10 protein-coding genes and 1 pseudogene are annotated in these 14,975 nt (G+C 69.4%); 6 read left to right on the top strand and 5 right to left on the bottom strand.

Features of this window, described 5'->3' with window-relative positions:
• Positions 1-77 precede the first annotated feature (77 nt).
• The 4 genes from ACWCPM_RS27160 to ACWCPM_RS27145 all read right to left on the bottom strand — a co-directional run bounded on the left by ACWCPM_RS27160 (position 78) and on the right by ACWCPM_RS27145 (position 7,599).
• On the bottom strand, positions 78-1,883 hold the full coding sequence (locus ACWCPM_RS27160) for an ABC transporter substrate-binding protein (RefSeq protein WP_450978875.1): 1,806 nt from the start codon (positions 1,881-1,883) through the stop codon (positions 78-80).
• A gap of 102 nt (positions 1,884-1,985) precedes the next feature.
• Positions 1,986-3,032 carry an ABC transporter permease gene (locus ACWCPM_RS27155; protein WP_450978874.1) on the bottom strand — a complete coding sequence of 349 codons (1,047 nt, stop codon included), beginning with the start codon at positions 3,030-3,032 and terminating at the stop codon, positions 1,986-1,988.
• Between the two features lie 381 nt (positions 3,033-3,413).
• On the bottom strand, positions 3,414-5,321 hold the full coding sequence (gene typA / locus ACWCPM_RS27150; protein ID WP_450978873.1) for a translational GTPase TypA: 1,908 nt from the start codon (positions 5,319-5,321) through the stop codon (positions 3,414-3,416).
• A gap of 211 nt (positions 5,322-5,532) precedes the next feature.
• Positions 5,533-7,599, bottom strand: coding sequence for an ABC transporter family substrate-binding protein (locus tag ACWCPM_RS27145; protein ID WP_450978872.1), 2,067 nt, complete (start codon positions 7,597-7,599; stop codon positions 5,533-5,535).
• 296 nt (positions 7,600-7,895) lie between these two features.
• Between ACWCPM_RS27145 and ACWCPM_RS27140 the strand changes: the two genes are divergently transcribed.
• Genes ACWCPM_RS27140 through ACWCPM_RS27125 form a run of 4 tightly spaced genes read left to right on the top strand, consistent with a single transcriptional unit; the run spans position 7,896 to position 11,790 of the window.
• Positions 7,896-8,186, top strand: a complete 291-nt coding sequence (locus ACWCPM_RS27140; RefSeq protein WP_450978871.1) for a hypothetical protein — start codon at positions 7,896-7,898, stop codon at positions 8,184-8,186.
• Positions 8,187-8,219: 33 nt separating this feature from the next.
• Positions 8,220-9,056, top strand: coding sequence for a hypothetical protein (locus ACWCPM_RS27135; RefSeq protein WP_450978870.1), 837 nt, complete (start codon positions 8,220-8,222; stop codon positions 9,054-9,056).
• Positions 9,057-9,073: 17 nt separating this feature from the next.
• On the top strand, positions 9,074-11,011 hold the full coding sequence (locus tag ACWCPM_RS27130) for a fumarate reductase/succinate dehydrogenase flavoprotein subunit (protein WP_450978869.1): 1,938 nt from the start codon (positions 9,074-9,076) through the stop codon (positions 11,009-11,011).
• Positions 11,008-11,790, top strand: coding sequence for a succinate dehydrogenase/fumarate reductase iron-sulfur subunit (locus tag ACWCPM_RS27125; protein WP_450978868.1), 783 nt, complete (start codon positions 11,008-11,010; stop codon positions 11,788-11,790). Before ACWCPM_RS27130 ends, ACWCPM_RS27125 begins: the two co-directional genes overlap by 4 nt.
• On the opposite strand, the gene ACWCPM_RS27120 is transcribed toward ACWCPM_RS27125, so the two are convergent.
• Positions 11,779-12,699 (bottom strand): class I SAM-dependent methyltransferase, encoded by a 921-nt coding sequence (locus tag ACWCPM_RS27120; protein WP_450978867.1) that lies wholly within the window; start codon positions 12,697-12,699, stop codon positions 11,779-11,781. The genes ACWCPM_RS27125 and ACWCPM_RS27120 overlap by 12 nt on opposite strands.
• 300 nt (positions 12,700-12,999) lie before the next feature.
• Here ACWCPM_RS27120 and ACWCPM_RS27115 point away from each other — a divergent pair, with 300 nt between their 5' ends.
• Together ACWCPM_RS27115 and ACWCPM_RS27110 are read left to right on the top strand one after the other, a co-directional pair.
• Positions 13,000-14,598 carry a hypothetical protein gene (locus ACWCPM_RS27115; protein WP_450978866.1) on the top strand — a complete coding sequence of 533 codons (1,599 nt, stop codon included), beginning with the start codon at positions 13,000-13,002 and terminating at the stop codon, positions 14,596-14,598.
• A 97-nt stretch (positions 14,599-14,695) separates the two neighbouring features.
• Positions 14,696-14,975 (top strand): annotated as a pseudogene (locus tag ACWCPM_RS27110) (hypothetical protein); the annotation flags it as partial.

Genomic DNA, 14,975 nt, shown 5'->3' with positions numbered 1-14,975 from the left:
GAATCGGTAGACAGGTTTCACGGATCCGCGGGGGTGCGCCCTAACAGGCGCGCACCCCCGCGATCAGCCGTAGAGAGTTACGACTTCAGGAACAGACCGTTGAGGTCGATGTAGCTCGACTCGGTGCTGTACCGGGCGCCACCGATGTTCGAACCGTAGAGCTGGAACTGCTTGGTGTACCACAGCGGAGCGGCCACGTTGACCTCCTCCAGGATGTAGCGGTGCGCTTCCTGCCAGGTCTTGGCGGCCTCAGTCGGCTCCTGGGTCAGCGCCTTGTCGATGAACTCCTGGATCTTCGGGTCCTTGACGTGGGAGTAGTTCGACTGACCGTCGCCGACCAGGGAGGGGTCGTAGATCGGCGTCACGACGGTGCCCGGGGAGGGCCAGTCCTGGCCCCAGCCGGTGATGTAGATGTCGTAGGGGTTGTCCAGCTTGCCGATCTGCTCGTAGAAGCTGGCCGCGTCGATCTCCTTGGAGACCACGTCGATGCCGACCTTGCCCAGCGCGTCCTCGATGGCGACCTTGCGCTTCTGGCCGGCCTCGCTGTTTCCGTAGGCGAAGACGAGCTTCTTCTCGGCGGCCGGGACGTCCTTCAGGAGTTCCTTGGCCTTCGCGATGTTGCCCTGCGGCGTCTTCAGACGGCCGTACGGGTCGTAGTCGGCCTCGTAGCCCGGCAGGGTGGGAGCGAACAGGTTCGGGGCGACGTCACCACCGTAGGCACCACCCTCGCCGGCGATGAGCGACTTGGAGTTCACCGCGTAGGTGACGGCGTCACGGACCGTCTTGTTCTTGACCCGGTCCAGGTTGAACGTCAGCTGCATGACGTAGGGCTGGTATCCCTTGATCGTGCGCTTGTTCACGGCCGGGTCACCGATGACCGACTGGATCTGTGTCGACTCGACACCACCGGTGAACTGGATGGCGTTCTTGGCGTCACCCTGGTCGGAGATCAGACGCTTGGTCTGCGTCGACTCGGTGACACCGAACTGGACGTTCCAGCCGTCCACGTACTGGCGGCGCACGGAGTCGGTCTTCGGGTCCCACTGGTCGTTCTTGACGAGCTTGAGGGACTTGCCGACCTTGTACTCGGCGATCTTGTACGGGCCGACGGCAACCGGGGCCTTGTCGTACTTCGCCTTGGTGTCGGTCTTCTCCGGAACAACGGAGTAGCCCGGCATGGCCAGGGTCTGCGGCAGGTCGGGGCGCGCCGTGTCGAAGTGGAAGACGACCGTCTTGTCGTCCGGGGTCTCCAGGACGGAGTCCGGCAGGTGCTTCTTGCCATAGCCGCCGTCCGGCAGCAGCTTCTTCGGGTCGTCCTTGTACTTGGTGCCGGCGAGCCAGCTCCGCACGTAGGGCGGGCCGTCGATGATGAGCTCGGAGAACTGACGCTCGAAGGTGTGGCGGATGTCGGCCGAGGTGATCTCGTTGCCGTTCTGGTCCTTGATGCCGTCCTTGAGCGTGTACGTCCAGGTCTTGCCGCCATCCGAGGACTTACCCGAGTCGGTGGCGAGGTCGCCCACGACCGAGACGCCGCCCTTGCCGTCCTCGGAGAAGTTGGTGAGGCCGCGGAAGATCAGGTTGGAGATCTGGCCGGCGTCGGAGACATAGATCTGCCCCGGGTCCAGGTGGGACAGCCCCGCCTCCTGGTAGACCTGGATGGTGCCGCCGCTCTTGGCGCCGGGGACCTCCTTGGCCGGACCCGTGGACGCCGCGGCGTCCGCGTAGGTGACGGCACTCGACTGGGTCGCCGCCTCCTTCTGGTCCTTCTTGGAGTCCTTGTTGCTGGTGGCGCCCTTGTTCTCGGAGCAGCCGGTGAGGGCCAGCGAGCCCGCCGCGAGGGCGACGACTATGGCGCTGGTTCTGCGCGAGGTGAACGACTTCATAGCGGTGTATGCACCTACCTGTCGGTTGTTATCCATGAGTACTGCCTGACGCGGCTGGCAGGCCGACGCGGGGGCGGCAGCCACCCCCCACCAATGGACGATTCAGCGCCCGGACTTGGGGTCGAAGGCATCCCGTACGGAGTCTCCGAGGAGGTTGAAGCACAGGATGAAGATGACCAGCGCCACACCCGGGAAGAACATGAACGCCGGATTCTGCTCGGCGTACTTGGCGCCGGCGGCGAACAGTCGTCCCCAGTCCGGTGTGGGCTCGACGAACCCGACTCCGGCGAAGGAGAGGAAGGCGATGGTCAGGATGACGGCGGGCAACTGATACGTGAACTGGATCAGCACCGGGGAGACGATGTTCGGCAGAATCTCCTTGCGGACGATCCGCCCCGGGGACGCGCCCGAGACCTTGGCCGCCTCGACGAACTCCCGGTCGCGCAGCGAGAGCACCGTGGAGCGAACGATACGCGCCATGCTCATCCAGCCCAGCAGCCACAGCACGATCAGGATCGCCAGCGCCCTGAAGTAGGTGGGCGTCTCCTCCCGCGGGTCCACGAAGAACGCGGTCACCACGGGCATGAAGGCGATGAAGAACAGCTGCTGAGGGAAGGAGAGGAAGAAGTCGGTGACCCGGCCCAGCCAGTAGTCGGTGCGACCGCCGAAGTAGCCGCCGACGAGTCCGACGATGATGCCGGTGGCCATCAGCAGCGTGGTCACGCCGAGCGCCATGAACAGCGAGGTGCGCATGCCGTACACGAGCATTGCGAACAGGTCGCGTCCGTACTGCGGCTCCACACCGAACCAGTGGTCGCCCGAGACGCCGCCGAACCAGCCCAGCGGCAGTCCGAAGTCGTCCAGCACGGGGTTGTCGGCGTAGGTGGGGTCCTGGCCGTACAGCGTGTACGGGTCGGTGCCGCTGATCATGGTCAGCAGCGGCGCCGCGAGGGCGACGACGAAGTAGAAAATCACCACGCCGGCGCAGATCATCCCAGTACGGTCCCGCTTGAAGCGCTGCCACATCAACTGGCCGGGGGAACGACCCTCGGGCTGCTTCACGCCCTTGGCGACCTCAGGGGTCGTTGCGAGCTCAGGGTCCAAGACAGCCGCGGACCCGGAGCCCTCGGCGTTGATTGGACTGGTCATCGTGTTCGTCCCCCGGGGGGTTGGAGAGTTGAGCGCAGCACAGATACCGGCAGGTTCTGTGGTTTGAGGGAACTTTCGCCAAGTGCATCAACGCGCGTCAAGGGCGGAAGACACAGGGATCTCCCTCGCGTCCATTTTTTGAGCAAAAATTGCAAAGATTGACACCTGCGCGCGCTTGACAGGTGAGACAAGAAATCGACCTTTCGGACATACCAGGAGGGATTTTTGTTTACATGTCCGAAACTTGATCGCCAGGACACCGATATCCGAACAGGGCTTCAAGATTCGCCCACAAGCTCCTGAAAACGCCCAACACGAGGACCCGGCTCTCTCCCCTCACGGAGAGAGCCGGGTCCCGCGAGAGGGGCCCTCTGAGGCCCGTCAGCCGTGCTTGGCGCGGCTCGCGGCCCGGGCACGCTCACGCGCGTCCAGGTTGACCTTGCGGATGCGAACGGCCTCCGGGGTGACCTCGACGCACTCGTCGTCGCGGCAGAACTCCAGGGACTGCTCCAGGGACAGCTTGCGCGGCGGGACGATCGCCTCGAACGAGTCGGCCGAGGACGACCGCATGTTCGTGAGCTTCTTCTCCTTGGTGATATTCACGTCCATGTCGTCGGAGCGCGAGTTCTCGCCGACGATCATGCCCTCGTACACCTCCGTGCCGGGCTCGGTGAACAGCACACCGCGCTCCTGGAGGTTCGTCATGGCGAACGCCGTCACGGCACCGGAGCGGTCGGCCACGAGCGAGCCGTTGTTCCGCGTCTGGAGGGTGCCGAACCAGGGCTCGAAGCCCTCGTGGATGGAGTGGCCGATGCCGGTGCCGCGGGTCTGGGTCAGGAACTCCGTCCGGAAGCCGATGAGGCCGCGGGAGGGCACCACGAACTCCATGCGCACCCAGCCGGAGCCGTGGTTCGACATGTTGTCCATCCGGCCCTTGCGGACGCCCATGAGCTGGGTGACGGCACCCATGTGCTCCTCGGGCACGTCGATCGTCATGCGCTCGACCGGCTCGTGCGTCTTGCCGTCGATCTCGCGGGTGACGACCTGCGGCTTGCCGACGGTCAGCTCGTAGCCCTCACGGCGCATCTGCTCGACCAGGATGGCCAGCGCCAGCTCACCGCGGCCCTGCACCTCCCAGGCGTCGGGACGCTCGGTGTCGAGCACGCGCAGCGAGACGTTACCGACCAGCTCGCGGTCCAGACGGTCCTTGACCTGGCGCGCGGTGACCTTGCGGTCCTTGACCGCGGCCTTCGCGTCGGCGCCCTTGCCGGTGCCGCCGCGGCCGACCAGCGGCGAGGTGTTGGTGCCGATGGTCATGGAGATCGCCGGCTCGTCGACCGTGATCAGCGGCAGCGGGATCGGGTTCTCGGTGTCGGCGAGGGTCTCGCCGATCATGATCTCCGGGATACCGGCGACGGCGCAGATGTCACCGGGGCCGGCCTTCTCGGCGGGCTTGCGGGTGAGCGCCTCGGTCATCATCAGCTCGGTGATGCGGACGTTGCTGACCGAGCCGTCGCGCTTGATCCAGGCCACGGTCTGGCCCTTGCGCAGCTCGCCCTGCTCGACGCGGAGCAGCGCGATACGGCCGAGGAAGTTGTCCGCGTCCAGGTTGGTGACGTGCGCCTGGAGCGGGGCCTCGTCGCTGTAGGTCGGGGCCGGGATGTGCTGAAGGATCGTCGAGAAGAACGGCTCCAGGCTGTCGGAGTCGGCCGGGACCGTGCCGTTCTCCGGCTTGGTCAGCGAGGCGACGCCGTCACGGCCGCAGGCGTAGACGATCGGGAACTCGATCTGGTCCTCGTCCGCGTCCAGGTCGAGGAAGAGGTCGTAGGTCTCGTTGACGACCTCGTCGATGCGCGAGTCGGGACGGTCCGTCTTGTTGATGCACAGGATGACGGGCAGCCGCTGCTGGAGCGCCTTGCGCAGCACGAAGCGGGTCTGCGGCAGCGGGCCCTCGGAGGCGTCCACGAGCAGCACGACACCGTCGACCATCGACAGACCGCGCTCGACCTCGCCGCCGAAGTCGGCGTGGCCAGGGGTGTCGATGATGTTGATCGTGATCGGGTCCCCGCCGTCCTTCGGGTGGTACTTGACCGCCGTGTTCTTGGCGAGGATCGTGATGCCCTTCTCACGCTCCAGGTCGTTCGAGTCCATCATGCGGTCGTCGACGGAGTCGAGCTGGTGCGCGGCGAAGGCGCCGGCCTGCTTCAACATGCCGTCGACGATGGTGGTCTTGCCGTGGTCGACGTGGGCGACGATGGCGACGTTGCGGATGTCGTGGCGCGTGGCCATAATGCGGCGTTCTCCCGGGTGGTGAGGACGGCTGCGCGTAGGACTGGTTACGCGCGCCCTGCCGGGCTTGACACGCCACGGCCTCACCCCATCGTACGGGGCTGCCGCGGGTGGGGCTTGCGGGGATACGTCGGCGCAGGTGGGGGCACGGCAGGACCCGGCCCGACGCCACGGGTGCCACCGGCGCCGGACCGGGCGGGAGGGTGCGGGATCAGCTCCCGTTCGCCGCCTTCGCCGGCGGCTCGGCCTTCTTCAGGAAGCCCATGTCCTGGTACACCGGGGTCGCGAAGCCGAAGGAGCCGGTGTTGGCGAGATTCTTGCGCGCGGCGGTCAGCTGGGGGCGCTGGTAGAGCGGGATGGAGCCGGCGGCGGCCCAGATGCGGGAGTCGGCCTTGCGGACGAGGTCGCGGGACTCCTCCTCGTCCAGCGTGGCGACCGCCTGGTCGAAGAGCTGGTCGACCTGGTCCGTGCCGATCCGCGTGTAGTTCTGCTCGATGCTCAGCGAGCCGTCGGCCGCGGGTACCGGCTTGGCGTAGATCGGGCGGGCGTCGGTCGCGGGGAACGCGGAGGCGGGCCAGGAGTACAGGGCGAGGTCGTACTGGCCGTTCGCGATGTGGTCCTTGAAGTAGCTCCCGTCGGGGACCTTGGTCGTCTCCGTGCTGATGCCGACCCGCTTCAGCATCCGCGAGATCCGGTCCGCGACCTGGTGCAGCGTGGTGGACCCCACTCCCGAGGGCAGGACGAAGCGCAGCGTGAGCGGCTTGCCGTCCTTGGCGAGCGGTCCGGCCGCGGGGCCCGGGGCCGCGGTGCCCTGGGGCGCGTACGCGCCCTGCGCCCCGCCTCCCTGCTGGACGTGCTGCTTGCCGTCCTGGGCCAGGTTGCGGGGGTGCTCCGGGTGGTCACGCCACCGCGGATCGTCACCCGCCTTCCCGTCCTCGCCGACGATGTACGTCCCGTCGTCCTCGGCCGGCGACTCGCCGGACTCCGGTGACGCGGAGGCGCCCTGCGGCCCCGCCGCCTTCTCCTTCTTCGGCTCCTTCAGCGGCCCGCCGCGCACCCATCCCGCGTCGGCGAGCAGCGCCTGCGCCTCCTTGGTGTCCTCGCCGCCGAGCGCGCCGCTGTTGTCGGCGTACGCCTCCTGCCCGGCCAGCGCGAGGTGGCTGCCGACCGGCTCGGCGGGCAGTCCCAGCGGCTCCAGGACGACCTCCGCCAGTTCCTTGCGGTCCAGCGCGCGGGCCACGGCCCGGCGGACGCGTTCGTCGGCGAGCGGACCGGCGGCGCCGTTGAGGGCGAGCTGGGTGTAGGCCGGTTCCAGCGACTTGCGGACCTCGTAGCGGCCCAGCGTCTGCGCGTCCGCGGCCACCGCCGCGCCGCCCTGCGGCGCGGCGCTTGCCTGGGCGCGTCCGGCGAGGTCCACGCGCCGGGCGGTGGCCGCGTCGATGTCGGCGAGGTCGACGGTCCCGGCGGCCAGTGCCTCGGCCCGCTTCTCGCGCGGTACGGCGCTCAGGACGATCTCGGAGAGCTTGGCCGGCTCGCCCCACCACCGCGGACTGCGGACGAGGACGACCTGGTCCTTCTTCTTGTCCACGCTCCGCACGGTGAACGGCCCGGCGGTGACCTTGAGCTTGGTGCGGGCCCCGTCGTTGAAGGAGTCGGGCGTGCCCATGACCTCCTTCGGGTACAGCGGCGAGAACAGCGACCTCCAGTCGGCGTAGGCCCTGCTGAAGGTGACCTTGACCTCCAGGTTGCTGCCGCCCCGCTCGATCCGCTCGATGCGTTCGTACCCGGCGTTGCGCGCGGTCCAGTAGGCGCTGTCCTTCCCGGACAGGGCCCGCCACTGGGCGGCGAAGTCGGCCGCGCCGAGCTCCCGCCCGTCGCTCCAGACGGCCTGCTGGTTGAGCTTGTAGAGGACCACCTGCCGGGGCTCGGTCTTCACGACCTTCGCCGATTCGAGGTAGTCGGGGTTGATCTCCGGCCGCCCGCTCTCGGTGAGCCGGAACATCGAGGGCAGCACGGCCTGCGCGATCCTCGTGGTGGTCGCGTCGGCGTCGGCCTGGAAGGTGTTGAGCGTGTCCGGTACGGCGTCCACCGCCCAGCGCACGGTGCCGCCGTCGGCGACCTGCGCGCGGCCGGCCGACGCGATGTCCTGCCCGGCCAGCGGCTTGTCCGCCTCGTCGTCCGAACCGCACCCGGCCAGTGCGGGCACCGCGAGCACACCCGCGGTGAGGAAGGCGACCGAGCGCATCACCGCGCGCAGTGTGACGCCGTCGTGAGACATCTCTGGATACCTCCGGGAGCCGCGGGGGTTACGATCACTTTTGGTGGTATATGGAGCTGATCAGATGTTTCGGCTTTATGCGGCCACTGAAGAGGAAAGGGTTCAGCAACACCGGGCGACACGGCGACGACCGCCGGGAAGCCCACCCGTGCGGCGCAACACACCACGGGATGCACCCGTACGCCTCGGCCAATCGGTGCACGTCCCTTCCCAGCGGCAGGTGTGACGCGCAACACTCGCAGGCGCATGACCGTTGCCACCCACGGCCACCGTGCCGACGGAAGTGAGGTCACGTCATGTCCGTGCACGACGAACTGACGGCGGTGCGGCGCAGCCTGGACGACCTGTCCCGGTCGCTGGGCCGTCTGGAGCAGCTGCTCGGCACCGGCGGGCTCGACATACGCCGCGTCCGCACCGACTGCGAACACCTGCGCGAGAGTGTCGCGCTCCTCCGCGAGGCGGCCAGTTCCCCCGCCGCGCCACGGCGCCCCGAACTCGTCACCATCCCGGACACCCCGTACGACAACAGCCTGTGGGTCGACACGGACGACGAGGGACTCGGCGCCCGCGACCGACGCGCACCCTGACCGGCCCGAGTCCCGACCGACCGGAGTCACACCTTGGCCACTGGTACGGAACCCACCACCACAGATCCCCATCCCCCTGGCGGCGGCGTACGCTCGGCCTCGCGCGCCGCGATCGGAGCCCCGCATCTGCGGACCGACCGCTGGTGGCTGGCGCCCGCCGCGACCGCCGCCGGGCTGTTCGCCTTCATCGTGTACTCGACCTGGCGGGCCTTCGCGAACACCGACTACTACGCGGCCCCCTACGTCTCGCCCTTCTACTCCCCCTGTCTGGCGGAGAACTGCGAGCCGATGAAGGGAGGGCCCAACTGGGAGCTCTTCGGGGGCTGGTGGGGCATCTCGCCCGCGATCATCATCCTGATCTTCCCGCTCGGCTTCCGGCTGACCTGCTACTACTACCGCAAGGCCTACTACCGGGGCTTCTGGGCGTCCCCGCCGGCCTGCGCGGTGGCCGAGCCGCACAAGAAGTACAGCGGTGAGACCCGCTTCCCGCTGATCCTGCAGAACGTCCACCGGTACTTCTTCTACGCCGCGATCCTCGTCGCCGGCATCCTGACGTACGACACCGTGCTCGCCTTCCGCGACGAGAACTACGCGTGGGGCCACATGGGCCTCGGCACCCTGGTGTTCCTCGTCAACATCGTCTTGATCTGGGCGTACACGATCTCCTGCCACTCCTGCCGGCACATCGTCGGCGGCAAGCTCAAGCACTTCTCCAAACACCCGGTGCGCTACCGGATGTGGCAGTGGGTCGGGAAACTGAACGCCCGCCACATGCAGCTCGCGTGGGCGTCGTTGGTGAGCGTGGCGCTCGCCGACTTCTACGTCTATCTCGTCGCGTCCGGGGTCTTCGACGATCCGCGCTTCTTCTAGATGAGTGGGGCTTCTTGATGTCCGTGGTCGAGCGACAGGAGTGGGACGTCGTCGTGGTCGGCGCGGGCGGCGCCGGACTGCGCGCCGCCATCGAGGCGCGCGAGCGGGGTGCCCGCACGGCCGTGATCTGCAAGTCGCTGTTCGGCAAGGCGCACACGGTGATGGCCGAGGGCGGGATCGCCGCCGCGATGGCCAACGCCAACCCGCACGACAACTGGCAGGTGCACTTCCGTGACACCCTGCGCGGCGGCAAGTTCCTCAACCAGTGGCGGATGGCCGAACTGCACGCCCAGGAGGCCCCGGAGCGGGTGTGGGAGCTGGAGACCTGGGGTGCCCTGTTCGACCGTACGAAGGACGGCCGGATCTCCCAGCGCAACTTCGGCGGCCACGAGTACCCGCGCCTCGCCCACGTCGGCGACCGCACCGGCCTGGAGCTGATCCGCACCCTCCAGCAGCGGATCGTCGCCCTCCAGCAGGAGGACCACCGCGAGACCGGCGACTACGAGTCCCGTCTGAAGGTCTTCCAGGAGTGCACGGTCACCCGTGTCCTGAAGGACGGCTCCCGGGTGAGCGGTGTCTTCGCCTACGAGCGGGAGTCGGGCCGGTTCTTCGTGCTGGAGGCCCCCGCCGTGGTGATCGCGACCGGCGGCATCGGCAAGTCCTTCAAGGTCACGTCGAACTCGTGGGAGTACACGGGCGACGGTCACGCGCTGGCGCTGCTGGCCGGGGCGCCGCTGCTGAACATGGAGTTCGTGCAGTTCCACCCGACCGGCATGGTCTGGCCACCCTCGGTGAAGGGCATCCTCGTCACGGAGTCCGTCCGCGGCGACGGCGGCGTGCTGCGCAACTCCGACGGCAAACGGTTCATGTTCGACTACGTCCCGGACGTCTTCAAGGAGAAGTACGCCGAGACCGAGGACGAGGCCGACCGCTGGTACGAGGACCCGGACACGAACCGCCGTCCCCCCGAACTGCTCCCCCGCGACGAGGTCGCCCGCGCCATCAACTCCGAGGTCAAGGAGGGCCGCGGCTCCCCGCACGGCGGTGTCTTCCTGGACGTGTCGACACGGATGCCCGCCGAGGTGATCAAGCGCCGGCTGCCGTCGATGTACCACCAGTTCAAGGAGCTGGCCGACGTCGACATCACCGCCGAGGCGATGGAGGTCGGGCCCACCTGCCACTACGTGATGGGCGGCATCGCCGTCGAGTCCGACACGGCGGCGGCCCGCGGGGTGCCCGGGCTGTACGCGGCCGGTGAGGTGGCCGGCGGGATGCACGGCTCCAACCGGCTCGGCGGCAACTCGCTCTCCGACCTGCTGGTGTTCGGCCGCCGGGCGGGACTGCACGCCGCCGCGTACGCGGCCGGGCTGACGGCCGGCCGGCCCCGGGCGGACGACGGCCAGGTGGACTCGGCGGCGGCGGAGGCGCTGCGCCCGTTCTCCGCCGAGGCGGAGAACGAGGAGCCGGCCGGCGGCCCCCCGGAGAACCCGTACACCCTGCACCAGGAGCTCCAGCAGACGATGAACGACCTGGTCGGCATCATCCGCCGCGAGGCGGAGATGGAGCAGGCCCTGAAGAAGCTGGCCGAGCTGCGGGTACGGGTACGGCGCGCGGGCGTCGAGGGGCACCGTCAGTTCAACCCCGGCTGGCACCTCGCGCTGGACCTGCGGAACATGCTGCTGGTCAGCGAGTGCGTGGCCAGGGCCGCGCTGGAGCGCACCGAGTCGCGCGGCGGCCACACCCGCGAGGACCACCCGTCGATGGAGCGCCGATGGCGCCGCGTCAACCTGCTGTGCCGGCTCACCGACCCGACGGACGGGCCGGCGACGGACTCCGTCGACGGCCGGATCGCCCTCACCCGTGAGGACACCGAACCCATCCGTTCCGACCTGCTCGCCCTCTTCGACAAGGAGGAGCTGGTCAAGTACCTCGCCGAAGAGGAGCTGTACGAGTGAGCAGCTATGAGGCCCGCTTCAAGGTGTGGCGTGGCGACACGGACGGTGGCGGCCTGGAGGACTTCCAGGTCGAGGTCAACGACGGCGAGGTGGTGCTGGACATCATCCACCGCCTCCAGGCCACCCAGGCCCCCGACCTGGCGGTGCGCTGGAACTGCAAGGCCGGCAAGTGCGGTTCGTGCTCGGCCGAGATCAACGGGCGCCCCCGGCTGCTGTGCATGACCCGGATGTCGGTGTTCGACCGCCAGGAGACGATCACCGTCACCCCGCTGCGCGCCTTCCCGGTCGTACGGGATCTCGTGACGGACGTCGGCTTCAACTACGACAAGGCGCGGGAGGTCCCGGCCTTCGTGCCGCCGGCCGGTCTCAGGCCGGGCGAGTACCGCATGATGCAGGAGGACGTCGACCGCTCGCAGGAGTTCCGCAAGTGCATCGAGTGCTTCCTGTGCCAGGACACCTGCCATGTGGTCCGGGACCACGAGGAGAACAAGCCCGCGTTCGCCGGCCCGCGCTTCCTGATGCGGGTCGCGGAACTGGACATGCATCCGCTGGACGAGGCGGCCGAGTCCGGCCTGGACCGCAAGCGCGCCGCCCAGGACGAGCACGGACTCGGCTACTGCAACATCACCAAGTGCTGCACGGAGGTCTGCCCCGAAGGCATCAAGATCACCGACAACGCGCTGATCCCGCTGAAGGAGCGGGCCGTCGACCGCAAGTACGACCCGCTGGTCTGGCTGGGGGACAGGATCCGCCGGCGGTCCGCGTCGTCAGGAGGCTGAAGCGCGCAGATAGCCGGAGTGCGCGACCTGCCCGAGGAAGGTGAACCGGGTGTCGGTGGCCATGTGCTTCTCGAAGGCCTCCTTGATGCCCGGCCACTTCGGGTGCCCGAAGTCGTCGAGTACGACGATCCCGCCGGGGGCGACGATCTGCTCGGCCCACTCCAGGTCCTGGGCCACGCCCTCGGCGGAGTGGTCGCCGTCGACGACGACCACTCCGTAGGACCGGTCGGAGACGGCGGCCCGCACCTCGGGGTCCTCGGAGAAACCCTGGTGGATCCGGGTCGCGGCACCGGCCGCGCCCACCAGTGCCAGATTGCTGCGCACGGCGGCCTCCCGCACCGGCGTGCCCGTCACGTCACCGCCCATGCTGGTGCCCGGCTGCAGCTGCTGACCGGCCAGCGGATCCACGATCGTCAGCCGGGGGTCGCGCCCCTCGCGCTCCATCATCCGGATCAGGGCCGCGCCGAACATGCCGTACAGCGTGCCGATCTCCAGGATCTCGTCGTTCGGCGGGTCGAGCAACGGAACGGCGGAGAGCTTGCCGCAGATGTTCATCGTGCCGCCGGCTATGCGACCGACGCCCAGCGCCTCCATCGCGATGAGCAGCCGGAACGCCTGCGCAACCGCCCGCTCCGCGCCCTCCCCGTTCCCGGTGACATGGGTCAACTCCGCGATCGTCCGGTTCAGATGAGGCGTCGACGGCAGCCGTGACGCACCGCGCCCGGTGCCGTCGAAATACAGCTCCAGGGGGCGCTGGCGGGCGCGTACCTTCTTCAGCTCCTGCTGCACGGCGTCGTAGGAGGTGTTTCCGACGACGCGCCGGACCTCACGCTGGATGCGCTGGTCGATGAGCGCGGTGACGGGCCGCAGGGCACGGCGGGCGATCTTGCTGGTGAGTAGAGCGCGCATGGATCGGTGACCCTCACAAGAAATAGGGGAAGTGCCGTGGAACGTAGGCCTCCCACAGCCACCCCACAACTAACGGGAGCACCCTTGGGGGCAAAGCTCATATGACGACTGTCTGACGAATCGGCGACACCGGGGCGCACGGGACACCCTGTGCGCTCACGCGAACGGGTGGCGGCGGCGAGGAAGCCCGTGCGGGCCACGGTGTCCGGCGCGCGAGTGGCCGGAGTCTTCGGAACGGCCGGTCCCACAAGAGGCGCACACCACTCGCGGAGTCGCATTCCTGCTCATACGCTCCGGAATGTGACACCCTCCTCGATCCGCCGCCGGCCCCGGCCCCCGACCGCGCACATATCCGTGCGGGTCGCGCACACGCTGATCGGCGGAGTGATCGCGATCCTGTGGCTGGTGTGGCCCGAGCTGACCGCCACGTCGAGCGGTGACCGCCCGGCCGCGCTCGCGCCCGCCGCCCCCGCCTCGGGCGCGGCGGCCCAGGAGGACGTGGAGAAGACCTCCACCGCCGACCTCGTCCTCCCGCTCCTCGCCCTGAGCGCGGCGACGGTCCTGGCCGGGTACACCTACCTTCGCCGGACCCGGCGCACCCGCGCCCGCACCACCCCGGGCGGCTCCCCGTCCGCCACGGCCCCCGCCCCGTCGCACCCCCTGGCCGGACTCGACGCGGAATCGCGGGCATCCCTGGTCGAGGCGGACAACTGGGTGCGCGCCTCCCGCGAGGAACTCGCCGCCGCCGGTGCCACATCCGCCCCCCAGGCGCTGGAGCCCTTCGCAAGGGCGGTACGGGACGCGGAGTGGGAACTCTCGGCCGCGTGCGCGATACGGCAGCGGTACGACGACGGGCTCCCCTCCGAGGCCGCGGCCCGGCGGCAGGCGCTCGCCGGGATCGTCGGACGGTGCACGGAGGCCGGACGGCGGCTGGACGCAAAAGCGGCGGGCTTCGACGCGGTACGCGGCCTGGAACAGGACATCCGGTCCGCGCTGGAGGCGGCACAGACGCGGTTCCGTGAGGTGGCGGGCCGTACGTCGGTCGCCGAGTGGGTGCTGGCCGACCTCGGCAGGCGTTACGCGTCCACGGCGTCCGCCCCGGTCGTCGGCCACGTCGAACAGGCCAAGGACCGGCTGGTGTTCACCACCGCCCACCTCAACCAGGCCCATCAGGCCGCCGTCGCCGACGAACCCGAGCGCGCCGCCGCCCATCTGCGCGCGGCCGAGGCCGCGATCGCCCAGGCGGCGACCTTCGGGACCGCTGTCGAGCGCCTCGCCGAGGAGTTGTCGACGGCCGGAAGGCTGACGGGGGCGGCCCTGACGGGGGCGGAGGGGGAGATCGCGGGCGCGCGGCGGCGCCTGGCCGGCCCGGCGGACGACGCGCGGACTCCCGTCGGTGAGCTGAACTCCCGCGTCCTGCACGCCGATGCCGTCCTGGCCGCCGTCCGCGAGACGCTGACCGCCGGACGGTACGACCCTCTCGACGCCCTGCGCCGGGTCGTGCGGGCCCTCGCGCCGGTCGCGGCGGAGCGGGGCGGGGTGCTGGCCGTGGCCGGCGAGCTGGTCGCCCGGAGCGCGACGGCCGGGGCGGACGACTTCGTCGCCACGCACCGGGGCGTGGTGGGGGCCGAGGCCCGCACGCGCCTCGCGACCGCCCGGCGGCGGCTGACCGAGGACCCGCTCACCGCCGACACCCTGGCCCGCAGCGCCCTGCACCTGGCCGAGCAGGACGTGCGCGTGCACGGCACCCCCATGTCCGGGGCGGGCCCTCACGCCGGCGGCGGCGTCGGCGGAGCGGCCCTGGGCGGCATCCTGCTGACCGAGGACTCGTCTCCCGGCCCGCCGGTGAGCTACGGCGGCCCCAGGACGCGAGCGCGGCGTAACTTCCCACTCTGGTAACAGACTCCGCACCGGCCAGGAAGTCAGCCCCCCTCCCATGTGATGATCGGATCGAGAGTTGATCCGATGACACGCGGACGAGCGGGGGCGGTTGAGCGTGATCAATCCGGAGCAGATTCCGCAGTTCACCGGCAATCTGGCGCAGTTGGAGCTGGATCACGCGGCGTTGAGGAAGGACGCGGGCGGTGTCCGTGACGCGGGATCGGATGTGCATTCCCGGTTCCAGGGGTTGTCGGCGTATTACCGGGCTCCGGAGGCGGAGCGGTTGTTCGCGACGACGAAGCCGGTGATGGACCGGGCGGACGGTTTCGCGGACGGTCTGGAGACGGTGTCGGGTGCGTTGTCGTCGTACGCGGCGGAGATCCGGCCGCTGGACG

The sequence above is a fragment of the Streptomyces sp. NPDC002309 genome, assembly GCF_053593375.1.
Note: the sequence above shows the minus strand (reverse complement) of the source record. Positions and strands in the feature narration are given on the sequence as shown.

Bases quoted from the DNA above. Each gene is read 5' to 3' on its own strand.
- ACWCPM_RS27120 (WP_450978867.1), bottom strand. From the start codon at position 12,699: ATGCGCGCTCTACTCACCAGCAAGATCGCCCGCCGTGCCCTGCGGCCC.
- ACWCPM_RS27140 (WP_450978871.1), top strand. From the start codon at position 7,896: ATGTCCGTGCACGACGAACTGACGGCGGTGCGGCGCAGCCTGGACGAC.
- typA (WP_450978873.1), bottom strand. From the start codon at position 5,321: ATGGCCACGCGCCACGACATCCGCAACGTCGCCATCGTCGCCCACGTC.
- ACWCPM_RS27160 (WP_450978875.1), bottom strand. From the start codon at position 1,883: ATGAAGTCGTTCACCTCGCGCAGAACCAGCGCCATAGTCGTCGCCCTC.
- ACWCPM_RS27145 (WP_450978872.1), bottom strand. From the start codon at position 7,599: ATGTCTCACGACGGCGTCACACTGCGCGCGGTGATGCGCTCGGTCGCC.
- ACWCPM_RS27155 (WP_450978874.1), bottom strand. From the start codon at position 3,032: ATGACCAGTCCAATCAACGCCGAGGGCTCCGGGTCCGCGGCTGTCTTG.
- ACWCPM_RS27130 (WP_450978869.1), top strand. From the start codon at position 9,074: ATGTCCGTGGTCGAGCGACAGGAGTGGGACGTCGTCGTGGTCGGCGCG.